Source organism: Paeniglutamicibacter sp. Y32M11 (genome assembly GCF_019285735.1).
GTDB lineage: Bacteria > Actinomycetota > Actinomycetes > Actinomycetales > Micrococcaceae > Paeniglutamicibacter.
Genome location: NZ_CP079107.1, coordinates 2,765,884 through 2,781,422, shown reverse-complemented (window position 1 = coordinate 2,781,422; position 15,539 = coordinate 2,765,884). Strand labels below are relative to the sequence as shown.

Here is a 15,539-nt window from a genome sequence, read left to right as displayed (position 1 = left end):
ACGCTTGTTCAGCGCCATTGCCCGGGTATTCCGGACGCCTGACCTGCGACGCAAGTTGTTGTTCACGCTCGCCATTATTGCGATCTACCGTCTCGGTGTGTATATCCCCGCACCCGGTGTGGACTATTCAAACGTTCAGCAGTGTCTTGCCGCGGGAAATACCGCCGGCGGACTGTATCAGTTCGTCAACCTGTTCAGTGGCGGTGCCCTGTTGCAGGTCTCCATCTTTGCCATGGGCATCATGCCGTACATCACGGCGTCGATCATCATCCAGCTCTTGCGCGTGGTGATCCCTCGTTTCGAGGAGCTGCACAAGGAAGGCCAGTCGGGACAGGCCATCCTGACCCAGTACACCCGGTACCTCACCATTGCACTTGGTTTACTCCAGGCAACCACGTTGGTATCACTGGCCCGCAGTGGGATGCTTTTCCCCTCCTGCCAGCTACCGGTTGTCCCCGATGACAGCATCTGGGTCATCGTTCTGATGATTCTCTCCCTCACCGCGGGCACCGGCCTGATCATGTGGATGGGCGAGCTGGCCACCGAACGTGGCGTCGGCAACGGTATGTCGCTGTTGATCTTCACCTCCATCGCCTCGGGCTTCCCCTCGGCCATGGGCGCCATCGCCACCTCTCAGGGCTGGGGCGTATTTATCGGCGTCATCCTGATCGGCTTTGCGGTCATCGCGTTGGTGGTCTTCGTTGAGCAGTCCCAGCGACGCATTCCGGTGCAGTATGCCAAACGCATGATTGGACGTCGTACCGTGGGTGGCACATCCACCTACATCCCGATCAAGGTCAACATGGCCGGCGTGATCCCGGTGATCTTCGCATCCTCCATGCTGGCATTGCCGAACATGCTGGTCTCATTCAATACCCGGACCGATGGAACACTGCCCGATTGGGCGCTGTGGATCCAGACTCACTTCTCCGGCTCATCCCCGCTGTACATGGTGGCCTACGCCCTGCTGATCGTCGGCTTCACCTACTTCTACGTTGCCATCACGTTTAACCCCGTTGAGGTTAGCGACAACATGAAGCAGTACGGCGGTTTCATCCCGGGCATCCGCGCCGGACGCCCCACGGCCGAGTACCTCGAATACGTACTGAGCCGCATCACCTTCCCCGGAGCCATTTACTTGGCCTTCGTGGCTCTGATCCCGTTGATCGCCTTCGTGCTGATCAACGCCGATCAGAACTTCCCATTTGGTGGCACCTCGATCCTCATCATGGTTGGTGTGGGTCTTGAGACTGTCAAGCAAATCAACGCACAAATGCAGCAGCGACACTACGAAGGACTTCTGCGATGACAAGACTGTTGATCATTGGACCTCCCGGCGCCGGCAAAGGCACTCAGGCGGACCGCATTTCCGAACGACTCAATGTTGTGGCCATCTCCACCGGCGACATCTTCCGCGCCAACGTCAAGGGCGGCACCCCGCTGGGTGTTGAGGCGAAGAAGTACATCGACGCCGGGAACTTCGTTCCCGACTCGGTTACCAACTCGATGGTCCGCGACCGCCTGGCTCAGGATGACGTCAAGGACGGCTTCCTCCTGGACGGCTACCCGCGCACCAGCGCACAGGTCGACGAGTTGGATTCGATTCTGGCCGACGCCGGCGTTGAGCTTGACGCCGTGCTGCAGCTGACCGCCGATGACGACGAGCTCGTCGCCCGGTTGCTCAAGCGTGCGGAAATCGAAGGCCGTGCAGATGACAACGAAGAAGTCATCCGTCACCGTCTGGGTCTGTACCACGAAGAAACCGCAGTGGTTGTCAACCGCTATCAGGAGCGCGGCATCGTGCGTCTGGTCGATGGCATCGGCGAAATCGACGAAGTTACCAATCGTGTCATGGATGCGCTGGGTCAGAACGTATAGATCACATCGGTCAGCATGAACCGCGGGGAGAGGCACACCAGTGCCATCATCCCCGCGGTTTTTTGCGATAATGGCCAGTAGTACCGTCTTTTTGAAAGGGACAACCACCATGGCTTTAGGCCAACGAAAAATTGAATACAAGACCAACGGTCAGATCCTGAAGATGCGAGCGGCCGGTCTGGTGCTGGCTGAGGCCCTGGACGAGGCCGTTGCCGCTGCTCAAATTGGAGTCACCACCGCCCATGTCGATTCGGTGTTCGCTGCCGTGCTCGAGCGTCACGGCGCCATCAGCAACTTCAAGGGTTACCACGGCTTCCCGGCCACCATCTGCGCCTCGGTTAACGAAGAGGTTGTCCACGGCTTCCCCAGCGACTATGTCCTGAAGGATGGCGACGTACTGAAGATTGACGGCGGAGCCGTCATCGAAGGATGGCACGCCGACTCGGCACGCACCGTCATTCTCGGTACCCCGGCACCGGAAGATCAGCGACTCTCTGACGTCACAGAAGAAGCCATGTGGCGCGGCATCGCTGCGCTGGCCGAGGCTCGCTTCGTTGGCCAGATCGGTGACGCCATCGATGACTTCGTCTCAGGCGTGCCTGGCGCACCCCTGGGCATCCTCGAGGACTACGTGGGCCACGGAATTGGCACGGAGATGCATATGGCTCCGGATGTGCTGAACTATCGCACGGGACACCGTGGTGCCCGTGTGAAGCCTGGTATGTGCCTGGCCATCGAACCGATGCTGGTGCGCGGCGGTCTCGAAACGAAGGTTTTGGCCGACGACTGGACGGTTGTCACGGTTGACGGTGCCCGTGCATCGCAATGGGAGCACACCGTAGCAGTGCACATGGGTGGCATCTGGGTCCTTACGGCCCACGACGGGGGAGTCGCCGGTTTGGCGCCCTTCGGAGTCGTTCCCAGTCCTCTTCAGCCCTAGCCTTTCTTCTTCGGCGTGCGCGCCGGAGGCAAACGGAAACTCTGTGCGCAACCTAACAAAACAAGTTGCTCGTACTGATTTCCCTTTAAGCCCTCTACCGCGTAGGCTTGACTGTTGGTTGTCTGTTCCTTGGTGCCCAAAAGCTCACGCCTAGGGTGCTTCTCGGAATGAGAGCCAAGTCCATAAATCTGTCTGTGACAAAATGTTGCCGACAACAAAAGTTAGCGGAGGATATGGCCAAGAAAGAGGGTGTCATCGAGGTAGAAGGCACTGTGTCAGAGGCTCTGCCCAACGCGATGTTCCGTGTTGAGCTGCCCAACGGGCACGTTGTACTTGCAACTATCTCGGGAAAGATGCGTCAGCACTACATTCGAATCCTCCCAGAGGATCGCGTAGTGGTTGAGCTCAGTCCGTATGACCTCAACCGCGGACGTATCGTTTACCGCTACAAGTAAAGACTTTTTGTTCATCCTTCCTTTTGGAAGGGCGACAAAGATATTTACGCTCCACTGAAACCGCAACCGCAAAAGGAGTAAGCCGTGAAGGTTAACCCTAGCGTGAAGCCGATCTGCGATAAGTGCAAGGTGATTCGACGTAATGGTCGAGTCATGGTGATCTGCGAAAACCCACGCCATAAGCAGCGTCAGGGCTAATTCCCTCACGGGAACCCCTGCGCGTAGTAATGAAATTGGCAGTACAGCATCCACCGCGCGATGCATACCCACGGCACGGAGGCCGTGGACCGGGATTACCGGGAATGTACTGTTTTAGACCTCCGCATATCGAAAGGTAGACAGCATATGGCTCGTCTAGCTGGCGTAGACATCCCGCGCGAAAAGCGCGTGATCATTGCGCTCACCTACATCTACGGCGTGGGCAAGACCCGTGCAGAACAGACCATCGCCGAGACCGGGATCAGCCCGGATACTCGCGTGAAGGATCTGACCGACGCTGAGCTGGTTCAGCTGCGTGACTTCATTGAAGGAAGCTTCAAGGTTGAGGGCGACCTCCGTCGTGAAGTGGCAGCTGACATTCGCCGCAAGGTTGAAATCGGCTCCTACGAAGGCATTCGCCACCGCAAGGGCCTGCCGGTCCGCGGACAGCGCACCAAGACGAACGCACGTACCCGTAAGGGCCCGAAGCGCACCGTTGCCGGTAAGAAGAAGACCCGCTAAATCTAGCGGCGTCACTAAGCCAAATTTCTCGTAGGAGTAAGCATGCCCCCCAAGACTCGTGGAGCGGTCCGCAAGCCGCGTCGCAAGGACAAAAAGAATATCCCGCTCGGCCAGGCGCACATTAAGAGCACCTTCAATAACACCATTATTTCCATCACGGATCCCAATGGTGCTGTAATCTCGTGGGCCTCGGCCGGCGAGGTTGGCTTCAAGGGTTCGCGTAAGTCCACCCCGTACGCTGCACAGATGGCCGCCGAGGCTGCTGCAAAGCGCGCACAGGAACACGGACTTCGCAAGGTTGACGTTTTCGTCAAGGGCCCGGGCTCGGGACGCGAAACCGCGATCCGCTCGCTGCAGGCCGCTGGCCTGGAGGTTGGGTCCATTCAGGACGTTTCCCCAAGCGCACACAACGGTTGCCGCCCCTCAAAGCGTCGCCGCGTCTAATTGACTGTCTGGCTTTCTTGCCGCCGCGTCTTTCTTCCGTAAGGGAGTTGGGCGCGGCGGCATGATCGCCACGGCAAGCCAGACCGAACCAGACGAACGCCGACGAGGCTTACGTCGTTTCCACCCCCTGTGTTGCGTCATATAGCGGACGCGCGCTGAAAGGAAATGTAAGTGCTTATTGCACAGCGCCCCACCCTGACCGAAGAAGTCGTAGCGGAGAATCGCTCCCGGTTCGTCATTGAACCTCTGGAGCCTGGCTTCGGTTACACCTTGGGTAACTCGCTTCGCCGTACCCTCCTGTCCTCCATCCCTGGTGCAGCTGTCACCAGTGTTCGGATCGACGGAGTACTGCACGAGTTCACCACCGTGGCCGGCGTCAAGGAAGATGTCACCGAGCTGATTCTTAACATTAAGAACCTCTCGGTTTCCTCCGAACATGACGAACCGGTCGTCGCCTACCTGCGCAAGCAGGGTCCTGGCGTCGTTACCGCGGCCGACATCACCCCGCCGGCCGGCGTGGAATTCCACAACCCGGATCTGCACATCGCGACTTTGAACGCGAAGGGCAAGTTCGATATGGAACTGACCATCGAACGTGGCCGCGGCTATGTTTCTGCAGCGCAGAACAAGAACGTGGACGCCGAAATTGGTCGCATCCCTGTGGATTCGATTTACTCGCCGGTTCTGAAGGTGACCTTCCGTGTGGAGGCCACCCGTGTTGAACAGCGCACCGACTTTGACAAGCTCATCGTCGATGTTGAGACCAAGGATTCGATGCTCCCGCGCGATGCAGTTGCATCCGCTGGCACCACCCTGGTTGAACTGTTCGGCCTGGCACGTGAGCTGAACACCGCCGCTGAAGGCATCGAGATCGGCCCGTCCCCGACGGACGCCGCCCTCGCAGCTGACATGGCGTTGCCGATTGAAGACCTCGAATTGACAGTTCGTTCGTACAACTGCCTCAAGCGTGAGGGCATCCACTCCGTGGGTGAACTCGTAGCTCGCTCCGAGGCCGACCTGATGGACATTCGTAACTTCGGTGCGAAGTCCATTGATGAGGTCAAGGCGAAGCTGATCGATTTGGGTCTGGCTCTGAAGGATTCCCCTCCAGGCTTCGATCTTGCAGCACGTGCCGCAGCCATCGGCGACGATGACGTTTACGGTGACGACGAAGTCTAAGACTTCGGACTCCACCAGCTACAGAACTTAAAACCTTTGTGCCCGGGACCCTTCCCGGGTAGCGGGCACAAAGGCCACCATACTAGGAGAACACCATGCCTACCCCTCCCAAGGGTCCGCGTCTCGGCGGCAGCGCAGCTCACGAGCGTTTGATGCTCGCGAACCTGTCCGCGCAGCTGTTCGAGAACAAATCCATCACCACCACGCTGACCAAGGCCAAGCGCCTTCGTCCGCACGCAGAACGCCTGATCACCTTCGCTAAGCGCGGAGACCTGGCGTCACGTCGCCGCGTACAGGCAGTTATTGCCTCACGCAGCCGCACCAACAAGTCGATCGTTCACGAGCTGTTCGAGAACATCGCACCGCTCATGGCCGAGCGCCCGGGTGGCTACACTCGCATCACCAAGATCGGCAACCGTAAGGGCGACAACGCTCCGATGGCTGTTATTGAATTGGTAATGGAGCCGGTTTCCCCGAAGCAGGCCGTTGTGAAGGAAGCCGAAAAGGCTGCCGCAGTGGCTGCTCCGGTTGAAGAGGTCGTTGAGACCGAAGCAACCGAAACCGCAGAGGTCGTAGAGACCGAAGCCGCAGAGGAGAACAAGGCTTAGTCCTTGTCTCGTCAGCAATAGCTGAATCATTGGCCCGGTGCACTTATGCACCGGGCCAATGGTTTAACTGCTCACATTTCCCCCGTCGAATCCCGTGTTTTGCCGGTTTCAACGCGCGGGGGAGGACCCATAGACTTAATCGTCCGGGCAGTAACCGAATGAGGATCGCACGATGAATACTTCCACCACCGACGTTCAGCATCCCGGCCTGGCGCCGCGGGGCAGCGCCACCGAACCTGCCATGGTTCGTCTGTGCATGAGGTTCGGTTACGACGGAACCGCCTACAACGGGTGGGCGCTGCAGCCCGGGCTGCCCACCGTGCAGGCAGTGCTGGAAGACGGTCTGGCTCTCATGTTGCGGCGAAGTATCCGCACTGTCGTTGCCGGTCGCACCGATGCCGGCGTGCATGCCCGGAACCAAATCGCGCACTTTGATCTGACGGAAACCGAAGTAGCTTCACTTGCTCGCGGTGCTGATCTTGAACCGGGCCAGGCGCTGCTGCGCCGCCTGCGGGGTCTGCTCAGCCGTGAAGGCGGAGCCATTCAGGTTCACGACGTTTGGCTTGCTCCACAAGGATTTGATGCGCGTTTTTCTGCGTTGTGGCGCCGCTATTCCTATCGCATCGCAGACGGTCCGGATCGCTTTGATCCGTTGACTCGGGCCTTCACCATGTTCCACAAGGCAAAACTCGACCTCGAGCTGATGAACGCCGAAGCCGCAAGCCTCCTGGGCCGTCATGATTTTCTGTCCTTTTGCAAGCCGCGTGAACACGCCACGACCATCCGCACGCTGACGGAGTTTGAATTTGTACGTGATGCTCAGGGCATCATCGTCGCTCACCTCAAGGCCGATGCCTTTTGCCACAATATGGTCAGGGCCGTGATCGGCGGCTGCCTCAAGGTGGGTGACGGTCGTGAAGCACCGGGCTGGGTAGCCATCCGGCTTGCCGAGGCCGTGCGCGACTCGCGGATCATTTTGGCCGAGCCACGGGCCTTGGTTCTCGAAGAAATTGCCTATCCCGTCGATGCGCATGAAATCGCCCGTCGTGCAGAACTCACTCGAACCCGGCGCAAGCCACACGACGTGAGTACCGTTCAACCCCAATCGGGCACTCACGGCCGTTAGGCCTCCTGGCCTGCTCATTCTGGACGCGCTGGACACGCTGGATGCCGACGATCATCTGAAGGTGGTTTTTCTGGGCGGTCGTACGCACCATTTAACCCTAAGAGTTGTTGTGTTCTGATTGCTTCAGCGTCCGGGGGATCCCGCTTCACTCAATCCACGGGATACGGCATCGGACAACAGCTCATAACCTTGATCATTGGGGTGAACCAGATCGCCGGTGATGAGCTCCGGCCGTCCGGCAAACGGTTGGTCTAGATCCAGATAGTAAACGTTTGAATTTTCGGCGGCCCGACGAACAACGCGCGAAATTCCTTCCAACGTTGCCGGCGGTTGTCGAGCATCCCAGATCGGACTCGTGACCATGATCTTCGATTCTGGTAGCGCCAGCACCAAGGATTCAAAAAGGGTGCTGGCACCGAGCGCCACCTGATCCAGTGTCTTTCCGGTGTCGTTGCGTCCGCCCGAGACAATAACCAGCGTTGGTGCATACTCGATGACGGCGGGAAGTACCTCAACGTAACTGGGGCAGACATCAAGCCCGCACACACGAGTGGCATTTTCCCTCACGGAGGTCGCATACCCCGTGCCGCCGTGAGCAAAAGATCTATACGAATCCCACCCGCGGCTCAGCGCGAGAAGCTCCGGCCACGTATGTCCGGGTGACGCGCCAGCTCCGGCGGTGTAGGAATCTCCGATGAATGCGACCGTGGGAGTTGATGAGTCCTTCGTGGCAGGTGGTGGAGCCGCGGTCGAGCCGGGGGATGATGAACCGTCAGCGTGTAATATTCCGGTGGGTCCGGGGGAGTTGCTGTCAATCACGAACACACCGAGCAGCACCAGACTCAAGACCAGCACGATTACCCCGATGATCTTGGTCGTTCCCGAGCCGAGGGGCTCACGGATCTTCTGGTGCACGATTCCCCCTGTAGACCACCGAAAATATTCACAGTCTAGCGATACCGTCACCCGGGCTCTCTGGGGGAGAGAGGCGGAGGGTGTTACAAGATCTCGAGATCCCCTCCTCAAGGACTCGTGCCGACCAATTGGCTGACCCCTTGTCCGGTGGTTAGTGCTCGGCCCGGCCCCTAAATGTCATCTGTTGGCAGGGTCACGGTCCTCGCTTTGGTAGTGCCGGGGTTAATCCGATAGACTATGGGCTGTTGTGCGTGTCCTTTGTTCGACACAACCTTCTCCGCGTGACGGCTCAGTTGCAGAGCCACTGGTCTGCTGGGATTGCGAACATTCATGGACGGCCGGTCTTTTCAGTCCTCACCTGGCGAACTGGTTACAGCGCATCGAACACAGCACACGGACGACAGTGGATCTCACAGCCCCTGTTTGGAACTGTGCTTGACCAGTAACCAATAAAACAAAGGCAATTACAGTGCGTACGTTCACTCCAAAGCCGGCTGACCAGACCCGCCAGTGGCACATCATTGATGCCACCGACGTTGTACTTGGTCGCCTCGCCGTCCAGGCCGCAACCCTGCTGCGCGGCAAGCACAAGGCTACCTTCGCCCCCCACATGGACATGGGCGATCACGTCATCATCATCAACGCCGAGAAGGTTGCCCTCACCGGCGCCAAGCTCGAAAACAAGCGCGCTTACCGCCACTCGGGTTTCCCGGGCGGCCTGAAGTCCGTTACCTACGCCGAGCTTCTTGAAAAGAACCCGGTTCAGGCAGTGGAGAAGGCCATCAAGGGCATGCTTCCGAAGAACTCGCTGGCCGCAGACCAGCTGTCCAAGTTGAAGGTATACCGCGGTGCAGAGCACCCGCACGCTGCACAGCAGCCGGCTGCCTTCGAAATCACCCAGGTCGCGCAGTAGCGCTGGGCCCCGAGAAAAAGACATTAGGAGATAATCGTGGCTCAGAACACTGAAGAGATCATCGAAACAGAGGCCGAAGCTCCGGCCTCGTACACCTCGGAGTCCGCACCGGCCGAGGCCGTTGTTGTCAAGGAACGTCCGGCACTGACCGTGCCCGGCGCAGCCGTTGGCCGTCGCAAGCAGGCAATCGCCCGCGTTCGCATCGTTCCGGGTACCGGCCAGTGGACCTTGAACGGTCGCACGCTGGAAAACTACTTCCCGAACAAGCTGCACCAGCAGGATGTTAACGAGCCGTTCAAGCTGCTCGAACTCGATGGCGCTTACGACGTTATCGCTCGCATCCACGGCGGTGGCCCCTCGGGCCAGGCCGGTGCACTGCGTTTGGGTATTGCTCGCTCGCTGAACGAAATCGACCGCGACAACAACCGTGCGGCCCTCAAGAAGGCCGGCTACTTGACTCGTGACGCTCGCGTCATCGAGCGTAAGAAGGCTGGTCTCAAGAAGGCTCGTAAGGCTTCGCAGTTCTCCAAGCGCTAAATCGCTTGCGCTGGGCTTTTGCCCAGTACCGAAGGGTCTCGACATTCGTGTCGGGGCCCTTCGCTCGTTAACGGCCGATGCGTCGTTTGGGAGACGGTATGGCAAATCACTGTGCGAAAGTGCCTTGATTAGGGCGACACTTCCCATAAGTTTGTGTCTGTGGCCCTATGATGGAACACGATGGCAAGGTTATTTGGGACCGATGGTGTCCGCGGAAAAGCAAACGAACTTCTGACCCCCGAGCTGGCGATGGCGCTTTCACAGGCCGCCGCGGTGGTACTGGGTCATGAACAAATAGACGATGGGCGCAGGCCCGTGGCGGTGGTGGCCAAAGATCCTCGGATCAGCGGCGACTTTATTTCCGCTGCAATTGAGGCGGGCCTGGCGGCTTCGGGCGTAGACGTCCACGACGCCGGCACTTTGCCGACCCCTGCAGCCGCATACCTGGTAGCGGATCTTGGTGCCGACTTTGGCGTCATGATTTCGGCTTCGCACAACGCCGCACCCGATAACGGCATCAAGTTCCTGGCCCGTGGTGGCAAGAAGCTTGACGACGCTCTTGAGGATGCGATCGAGGCCCAGCTGGAGAAGCCCGTATACCGCCCGGTCGGTGGGGATGTGGGACGAATTTCCCGCTTCGCCGATGCCGAGGACAGGTACGTGATGCACCTGTTGCAGGCGCTGCCTAACCGTCTGGAGGGGCTGAAAATTGTCCTTGACTGCGCCCATGGTGCGGCCAGCGGTTGCTCACCGGAGGTCTTCAACGCAGCCGGTGCCCAGCTGGTGGTCATCGGCGCAGAGCCCGATGGAATCAACATCAACGACGGCTACGGATCCACCCACCTCGAACGTCTGCAGGCGGCAGTATTGGATAACGGTGCCGACCTAGGCATCGCCCACGACGGCGACGCCGATCGTTGCCTGGCCGTTGACCACGAAGGAAACATCGTGGATGGTGACCAGATCATGGCGATCATGGCCACCGACATGAAGGAACGCGGCATCCTGAAGGACAACACCTTGGTCGCCACGGTGATGAGTAACCTGGGCTTGAAAATCGCGATGCGTGAAGCAGGAGTTACCGTCAAGGAAACCGGCGTCGGAGACCGCTACGTTCTAGCGGGCATGCGCGAAGGCGCCTTCAACCTCGGTGGAGAACAGTCCGGCCACGTGATCTTTGCCGATCACGCCACCACCGGCGACGGCGTTCTGACGGGCCTGCTCATTGCCGCACGCGTCAAGGCGACGGGCAAAACGCTAAAAGAACTTGCCAGCGCGATGACCGTGCTGCCACAGGTACTGATCAACGTGAAGGGCGTCAACAAGGCTGCAGCACCGCAGAACGCGGTGCTCAATTCCGCGATTGGCGCGGCCGAAGCAGCACTGGGTGAGAGCGGGCGCGTACTGTTGCGCCCCTCGGGCACCGAACCGGTGGTTCGCGTGATGGTGGAAGCCACCTCGCACGACGTAGCGCAGGCCCTGGCCACATCGCTGGCCGAAGTTGTTTCGCAGGAACTCGCACTCTAAATTCCACACCAGCTGTACAACACACCGAGTCTAGAAACGGCGCCAAGCGGAAGCTGCTTCTAGACTCGGTGGTGTTTGTCCTAAGGGTTACGGCCACGACGCCGTGACCCCACCATTCTTGAAGGGTGTACTCGGGGATTATGAGCTTAAAGATTTCGGTGGTGGGCACCGGCTACCTCGGTGTTACACACGCTGCCTGCATGGCGGAATTGGGCTTTGAGGTCATCGGCGTGGACGTTGATCCGGCCAAGATCAAGGCCCTTTCGGCCGGAAAATTGCCCTTCCATGAACCCGGTCTTGATCGGCTGCTGGAAAAGCACGTTGCGTCCGGTCGGCTGCGCTTCACGACCGACTACGACGAGGTTGCCTCCTGGGCCGATGTTCATTTCATCGGCGTCGGAACCCCGCAACGCGCCGACGGCCACGGGGCCGACATGCGTTTTGTTGATGCATCGGTCACCGAACTGGCCAGCAGAATCAGGGGCAAGGCACTGATCGTGGGCAAGTCAACCGTGCCGGTGGGAACAGCGCGGCGCCTTGAGTCAATCATTGGCACCCACGCACACCCCGACGCACAGATTTCGTTGGCTTGGAATCCCGAGTTCCTCCGTGAGGGCTTCGCCGTGAAGGACACCATGTCCCCTGACCGTTTGGTCATTGGCTGCACCGATGCACACAGCGAAGAGACCCTACGCGTCGTCTACGCCCAAGCCCTCGAGGCCAACACGCCGCTGATTGTCACCGACTTCGAAACGGCTGAACTGGTGAAGGTCGCTGCCAACGCGTTCTTGGCCACCAAGATCTCCTTCATCAACTCCTTCGCCGAGGTCACCGAGACCATCGGAGGTGACATCACCGTACTGGCAGATGCACTGGGTTACGATGCCCGCATCGGGCGAAAATTCCTCAACGCCGGGGTGGGCTTCGGCGGCGGCTGCTTGCCCAAGGACATCCGAGCCTTGCAGGCACGCACCAGCGAACTCGGGCTGACACACACCATGGGTTTTCTGGCCGAAGTCGATGAGATCAACCTGCGCCGGCGCGAACGCGTGGTGCGCCTGGCACGGACCATGCTCAAGGACCAGTTGGCCGGGGCACAGATTGCGGTTCTGGGTGTCACCTTCAAACCGGATTCCGATGACGTGCGCGATTCACCGGCACTGGATATCGCCGTCCGGCTGTTTAACGCTGGAGCCGAGGTGTCGGTGTATGACCCTCAGGGCAATACCAACGCCGCCTCCCGCTTCCCGCGCCTGAACTATGCCCCGGATCTTGCCGCGGCGGTGCGGGATGCGGACCTGGTCCTGCTTTTGACCGAATGGGATGAGTTCAAGACCCTGCTGCCAGCGGACCTGGAGCCCCTGGTCGGTGCGCGCAAGATCATCGACGGACGCAATGTGCTCAACCGTTCTGTCTGGGAAGCCGCCGGGTGGGAACTGGTGGGCATGGGCCAGCACTACGCTCCGCTGGACGGCCAGCTCTAGGACACGAGCTGACGAACCAGTCCCGGCAGTACCCCACGACGAGGCAAGGGGCCAGTTCCATGAACTGGCCCCTTGCCTCGTCTTTTCTTATCTTGTCTTGACGTAGCGCATTGCTGGCTTAGAGCCCTAGCTGGCGAGCGGCACGGGGGAGTTCCTGCAGAAGATCTACGGCACTGAGTGTGCCCTCGGCCGCGGCCAGGGCACCGGCATGCGCGTGGATGAGCGCCCCCGCTGCGGCCAACTCGGTCAGGCGGTGACTCTGGGTCACTGGGTCGGCTCCGGTCTCCGACGGGAAGGAGGCAGCCGAGAGCAGCGTGCCCAGGATCCCGGTGAGCACGTCCCCACTGCCGGCCGTGGCCAAATCCGGGGTCGCGGCATGGACGATGAGCGCGTAGCCGTCGGGCGCGGTGCAAATGGTGGCCGAACCCTTGAGCAAGATGACACAGTCATAGGCCACCGCCGCCCAGCGGGCCCAACGGATCGGGTCGGTGGCGATGTCGGTTGCGCTGACCCTGACGCCGGCCTTAGCCAGCAGCGAGTGCAGCTCCCCGGCATGCGGGGTAAGAATGCGTAATTGGTGGTGTTCGCCCGGCTCCAGCATCGCCAGGGCACCAGCATCAAGCACACACGGATTGTTGGCGGCGAGGATCTGGTCCAAGTACTGACGCGTCTCGGGGTTGTCAACCAGACCCGGGCCGATGGCCCATGCCGAAATGCGCGTCGCTCCGGCACGTCCGTTGCGGCGGTTTCGCGCCAGCAGGGCGGTGAGCTCTTCGGTGTTCAGCGGGACAGATTCGGGGACCTGTGTGGTCAGTGCCGTGGCGACCGCTTCCGGGACCACGGTGCGCAGCAGACCGAGGCCGCTGGCGACCGCGGCGCGGGCGGTGAGTACCGCAGCACCGGGATATTTCGCGGATCCCGCCAGCAGCCCCAACACGCCACGCTGATACTTGTGTGCGCCGGCCGCTGCCCAACTCTGATCACGATCCAACAAAAGCTCTAGATCATCGCCCTGCACCACCCAGGCATCGGGTTTCGGCAGGTGATCCGTTAGCCCTGCATCGGTGATGTGGATGCTTCCGGAGACCAGATGCCCGGAGCCCACCACCAGACCGGTCTTCAGGGCGCCGAAGCATACGGTGCGATCCGCGCGAATCACGCTGGGAGCTGCTGCTCCGGTGTTTGCATCCACGCCGCTGGGGATGTCGGCGGCCAGTACCCGCACCCGGCTCGGGATTTTTGGTAGCTCGGCGCCGGGGCGTAATCCGGTGCCGTAGAGGGCATCAACGACCAAGTCGGTATCCATCAGGAGCTCGTCTAGGTGCTTGGCGGTCGTCGTGCGTCCTCCGGAGCGCACAAGCGCAGCAAGGCCCTGAGCATGCGCCTGAGGGGCGAGCAGTACGGCAGTGGCACGTACCCCGCGCTTGGCCAGTGCGGCCAGAGCAAAGAGTCCATCCCCACCATTGTTTCCCGGTCCGATCAGGCCCAGCACCCGGGCGCCGTAGAGACGTCCGCCATCGCTCTTGAGCATCAACACGGCTTGATGTGCCAGCGCGTCGGCGGCCAGACGCATCAATGTGGTGTCGTTTGCATCCTTGAGCTGTGCGGTCTCGGCATCTCGAACGTGGGAACCTGCATAGACGGGGATCATACGTTCAGAATACCCAACCGTGAGCGCAAATTCCTGCAGGTCAGCAGCGGCGCTTCGCGCCGGAACCGAGGTGTTCTTAACGTTCGGCAACCACCATGGCGGTGGCTAGGTCCCCATCGTGACTCATCGACAGATGCCAGTGCATCACGCCCTTGGCCTCGGCGGCCTCGGCAACCGAACCGTCGAGGACCACATAGGGGTCACCCGCAGCGTCCTTCTTGATGGTGCAGTGTTGCCAGTTCATCCCGGCCGGTGCGCCAAGGGCCTTGGCGATGGCTTCCTTGGCCGCAAAACGTGCAGCGAGGGAGCGCACGTGTAGATCGCGCTCATCCGGGACAAAAAGCCGTTCTAGGAGGGCGGGGGTCCGCTCCAACTGCGCCTTGAACCTCGACACCTGAACAACATCAACACCAATTCCCACGATCATGCCTTCGAGTTTAGCTCGCGTGGTGCAGCGCCCGATCCCACCGGATAAATGGGGCGTATGCTTCTTGGCACCGCTTGCACCCGGTAGGCGGTGGAAGGAACCGTGAATCATGGGCAGCACAGACCGGCCAACCGAGGGCGAATCGCAAGCCATAGACCTGCTGCGGGACGGATTTTCTCGCGCGCACGAGGGCCTAGAAGAACTCTTGGAAGCGGCCGAACCGCGAATGCTCCGATTCCGGGCCAGTGCCAATAGCAACTCGATGGCCTGGCTGATCTGGCACCTGAGTCGAGTCCAGGATGACCACTTCACGCATCTGGCCCTGAGCCTTGGCCCGGAGGAATCACTCGAGCAGTGTTGGGTTGCAAAGGGTTGGGCCACCACGTTTAATCTGTCCTACCCGTTAATGGAAACCGGGTATGGGCAGAACAGTGACGCCGTGGCGGACTTCGGGATGTACGACGGTGAATACCTACTCGGTTATCACCAGGACGTCCATCACCTGACGTTGAGCGTCCTTGACCGCCTCACCGAGCAGGACCTTGATACGGTCATTGACCGGCGCTGGAATCCACCGGTGACGGCCCTGGCGCGCTTGGTCAGCATATTAGGCGAGGTGACGGCGCACCTCGCGCAGGCACAATTCCTGCAGGGTATCCACAAGGACGCGTTGAGCCAAAACGGGCGTTAAGCACCGATGGTGCAGGTGCCGCCCCATGGGGAAGCTCCTGCACC

General features: G+C 60.2%; 18 protein-coding genes. 15 read left to right on the top strand and 3 right to left on the bottom strand.

What is annotated here, in order from left to right; all coding sequences use genetic code 11:
* The first annotated feature begins 4 nt into the window (after positions 1–4).
* The 10 genes from secY (at position 5) to truA (ending at position 7,350) form a co-directional block, all read left to right on the top strand.
* Positions 5–1,309, top strand: coding sequence for a preprotein translocase subunit SecY (gene secY / locus KUF55_RS12240; RefSeq protein WP_132358648.1), 1,305 nt, complete (start codon positions 5–7; stop codon positions 1,307–1,309).
* Complete coding sequence (locus KUF55_RS12235; RefSeq protein WP_132358646.1) at positions 1,306–1,878, top strand: adenylate kinase; 573 nt, start codon at positions 1,306–1,308, stop codon at positions 1,876–1,878. The genes secY and KUF55_RS12235 overlap by 4 nt, the downstream gene beginning before the upstream one ends.
* Positions 1,879–1,987: 109 nt before the next feature.
* Positions 1,988–2,818, top strand: a complete 831-nt coding sequence (map, locus tag KUF55_RS12230) for a type I methionyl aminopeptidase (RefSeq protein ID WP_132358644.1) — start codon at positions 1,988–1,990, stop codon at positions 2,816–2,818.
* A gap of 233 nt (positions 2,819–3,051) precedes the next feature.
* The gene (infA, locus tag KUF55_RS12225) at positions 3,052–3,273 is read left to right on the top strand and encodes a translation initiation factor IF-1 (protein ID WP_068731548.1); all 222 of its coding nucleotides are present in this window, start codon (positions 3,052–3,054) and stop codon (positions 3,271–3,273) included.
* 84 nt (positions 3,274–3,357) lie between these two features.
* On the top strand, positions 3,358–3,471 hold the full coding sequence (gene rpmJ / locus KUF55_RS12220; RefSeq protein ID WP_071894985.1) for a 50S ribosomal protein L36: 114 nt from the start codon (positions 3,358–3,360) through the stop codon (positions 3,469–3,471).
* 147 nt (positions 3,472–3,618) lie between these two features.
* A complete protein-coding gene (gene rpsM / locus KUF55_RS12215) occupies positions 3,619–3,993 on the top strand; it encodes a 30S ribosomal protein S13 (protein WP_132358642.1) in 375 nt (124 codons plus the stop codon).
* Positions 3,994–4,035: 42 nt separating this feature from the next.
* Positions 4,036–4,437: a 30S ribosomal protein S11 gene (rpsK, locus tag KUF55_RS12210; protein WP_132358640.1), complete on the top strand. Its 402-nt coding sequence runs from the start codon at positions 4,036–4,038 to the stop codon at positions 4,435–4,437.
* A 171-nt stretch (positions 4,438–4,608) separates the two neighbouring features.
* Positions 4,609–5,616: a DNA-directed RNA polymerase subunit alpha gene (locus KUF55_RS12205; RefSeq protein ID WP_132358639.1), complete on the top strand. Its 1,008-nt coding sequence runs from the start codon at positions 4,609–4,611 to the stop codon at positions 5,614–5,616.
* 95 nt (positions 5,617–5,711) lie between these two features.
* Positions 5,712–6,224: a 50S ribosomal protein L17 gene (gene rplQ, locus KUF55_RS12200; RefSeq protein ID WP_132358637.1), complete on the top strand. Its 513-nt coding sequence runs from the start codon at positions 5,712–5,714 to the stop codon at positions 6,222–6,224.
* 172 nt (positions 6,225–6,396) lie between these two features.
* Positions 6,397–7,350 (top strand): tRNA pseudouridine(38-40) synthase TruA, encoded by a 954-nt coding sequence (truA, locus tag KUF55_RS12195; RefSeq protein ID WP_218816798.1) that lies wholly within the window; start codon positions 6,397–6,399, stop codon positions 7,348–7,350.
* Between the two features lie 123 nt (positions 7,351–7,473).
* Here the strand turns inward: truA and KUF55_RS12190 are convergent, their stop codons facing one another.
* A complete protein-coding gene (locus KUF55_RS12190) occupies positions 7,474–8,265 on the bottom strand; it encodes an SGNH/GDSL hydrolase family protein (RefSeq protein WP_218816797.1) in 792 nt (263 codons plus the stop codon).
* Between the two features lie 469 nt (positions 8,266–8,734).
* On the opposite strand from KUF55_RS12190, the gene rplM reads away from it, so the two are divergent.
* From rplM to KUF55_RS12170, 4 genes are all read left to right on the top strand, one after another.
* Positions 8,735–9,178 (top strand): 50S ribosomal protein L13, encoded by a 444-nt coding sequence (rplM, locus tag KUF55_RS12185; RefSeq protein ID WP_132358632.1) that lies wholly within the window; start codon positions 8,735–8,737, stop codon positions 9,176–9,178.
* 36 nt (positions 9,179–9,214) lie between these two features.
* Complete coding sequence (gene rpsI, locus KUF55_RS12180; protein WP_168151223.1) at positions 9,215–9,715, top strand: 30S ribosomal protein S9; 501 nt, start codon at positions 9,215–9,217, stop codon at positions 9,713–9,715.
* Between the two features lie 180 nt (positions 9,716–9,895).
* On the top strand, positions 9,896–11,242 hold the full coding sequence (gene glmM / locus KUF55_RS12175; protein ID WP_168151224.1) for a phosphoglucosamine mutase: 1,347 nt from the start codon (positions 9,896–9,898) through the stop codon (positions 11,240–11,242).
* Between the two features lie 140 nt (positions 11,243–11,382).
* Entirely contained in the window at positions 11,383–12,726 is a 1,344-nt protein-coding gene (locus KUF55_RS12170) for a UDP-glucose/GDP-mannose dehydrogenase family protein (protein WP_132358627.1), read from the top strand.
* 118 nt (positions 12,727–12,844) lie between these two features.
* On the opposite strand, the gene KUF55_RS12165 is transcribed toward KUF55_RS12170, so the two are convergent.
* Together KUF55_RS12165 and KUF55_RS12160 are read right to left on the bottom strand one after the other, a co-directional pair.
* Positions 12,845–14,467 (bottom strand): NAD(P)H-hydrate dehydratase, encoded by a 1,623-nt coding sequence (locus KUF55_RS12165; protein WP_218816796.1) that lies wholly within the window; start codon positions 14,465–14,467, stop codon positions 12,845–12,847.
* A complete protein-coding gene (locus tag KUF55_RS12160; protein WP_132358623.1) occupies positions 14,454–14,804 on the bottom strand; it encodes a holo-ACP synthase in 351 nt (116 codons plus the stop codon). Before KUF55_RS12160 ends, KUF55_RS12165 begins: the two co-directional genes overlap by 14 nt.
* Positions 14,805–14,913: 109 nt before the next feature.
* Between KUF55_RS12160 and KUF55_RS12155 the strand changes: the two genes are divergently transcribed.
* Positions 14,914–15,495, top strand: a complete 582-nt coding sequence (locus KUF55_RS12155) for a DinB family protein (RefSeq protein WP_218816795.1) — start codon at positions 14,914–14,916, stop codon at positions 15,493–15,495.
* Positions 15,496–15,539 lie beyond the last annotated feature (44 nt).

Excerpts from the sequence above, each read along its gene's own strand:
- KUF55_RS12235 (WP_132358646.1), top strand. The coding sequence starts at position 1,306 with ATGACAAGACTGTTGATCATTGGACCTCCCGGCGCCGGCAAAGGCACT.
- map (WP_132358644.1), top strand. The coding sequence starts at position 1,988 with ATGGCTTTAGGCCAACGAAAAATTGAATACAAGACCAACGGTCAGATC.
- infA (WP_068731548.1), top strand. The coding sequence starts at position 3,052 with ATGGCCAAGAAAGAGGGTGTCATCGAGGTAGAAGGCACTGTGTCAGAG.
- rpsM (WP_132358642.1), top strand. The coding sequence starts at position 3,619 with ATGGCTCGTCTAGCTGGCGTAGACATCCCGCGCGAAAAGCGCGTGATC.
- rpsK (WP_132358640.1), top strand. The coding sequence starts at position 4,036 with ATGCCCCCCAAGACTCGTGGAGCGGTCCGCAAGCCGCGTCGCAAGGAC.
- rplQ (WP_132358637.1), top strand. The coding sequence starts at position 5,712 with ATGCCTACCCCTCCCAAGGGTCCGCGTCTCGGCGGCAGCGCAGCTCAC.
- truA (WP_218816798.1), top strand. The coding sequence starts at position 6,397 with ATGAATACTTCCACCACCGACGTTCAGCATCCCGGCCTGGCGCCGCGG.
- glmM (WP_168151224.1), top strand. The coding sequence starts at position 9,896 with ATGGCAAGGTTATTTGGGACCGATGGTGTCCGCGGAAAAGCAAACGAA.
- KUF55_RS12170 (WP_132358627.1), top strand. The coding sequence starts at position 11,383 with ATGAGCTTAAAGATTTCGGTGGTGGGCACCGGCTACCTCGGTGTTACA.
- KUF55_RS12160 (WP_132358623.1), bottom strand. The coding sequence starts at position 14,804 with ATGATCGTGGGAATTGGTGTTGATGTTGTTCAGGTGTCGAGGTTCAAG.
- KUF55_RS12155 (WP_218816795.1), top strand. The coding sequence starts at position 14,914 with ATGGGCAGCACAGACCGGCCAACCGAGGGCGAATCGCAAGCCATAGAC.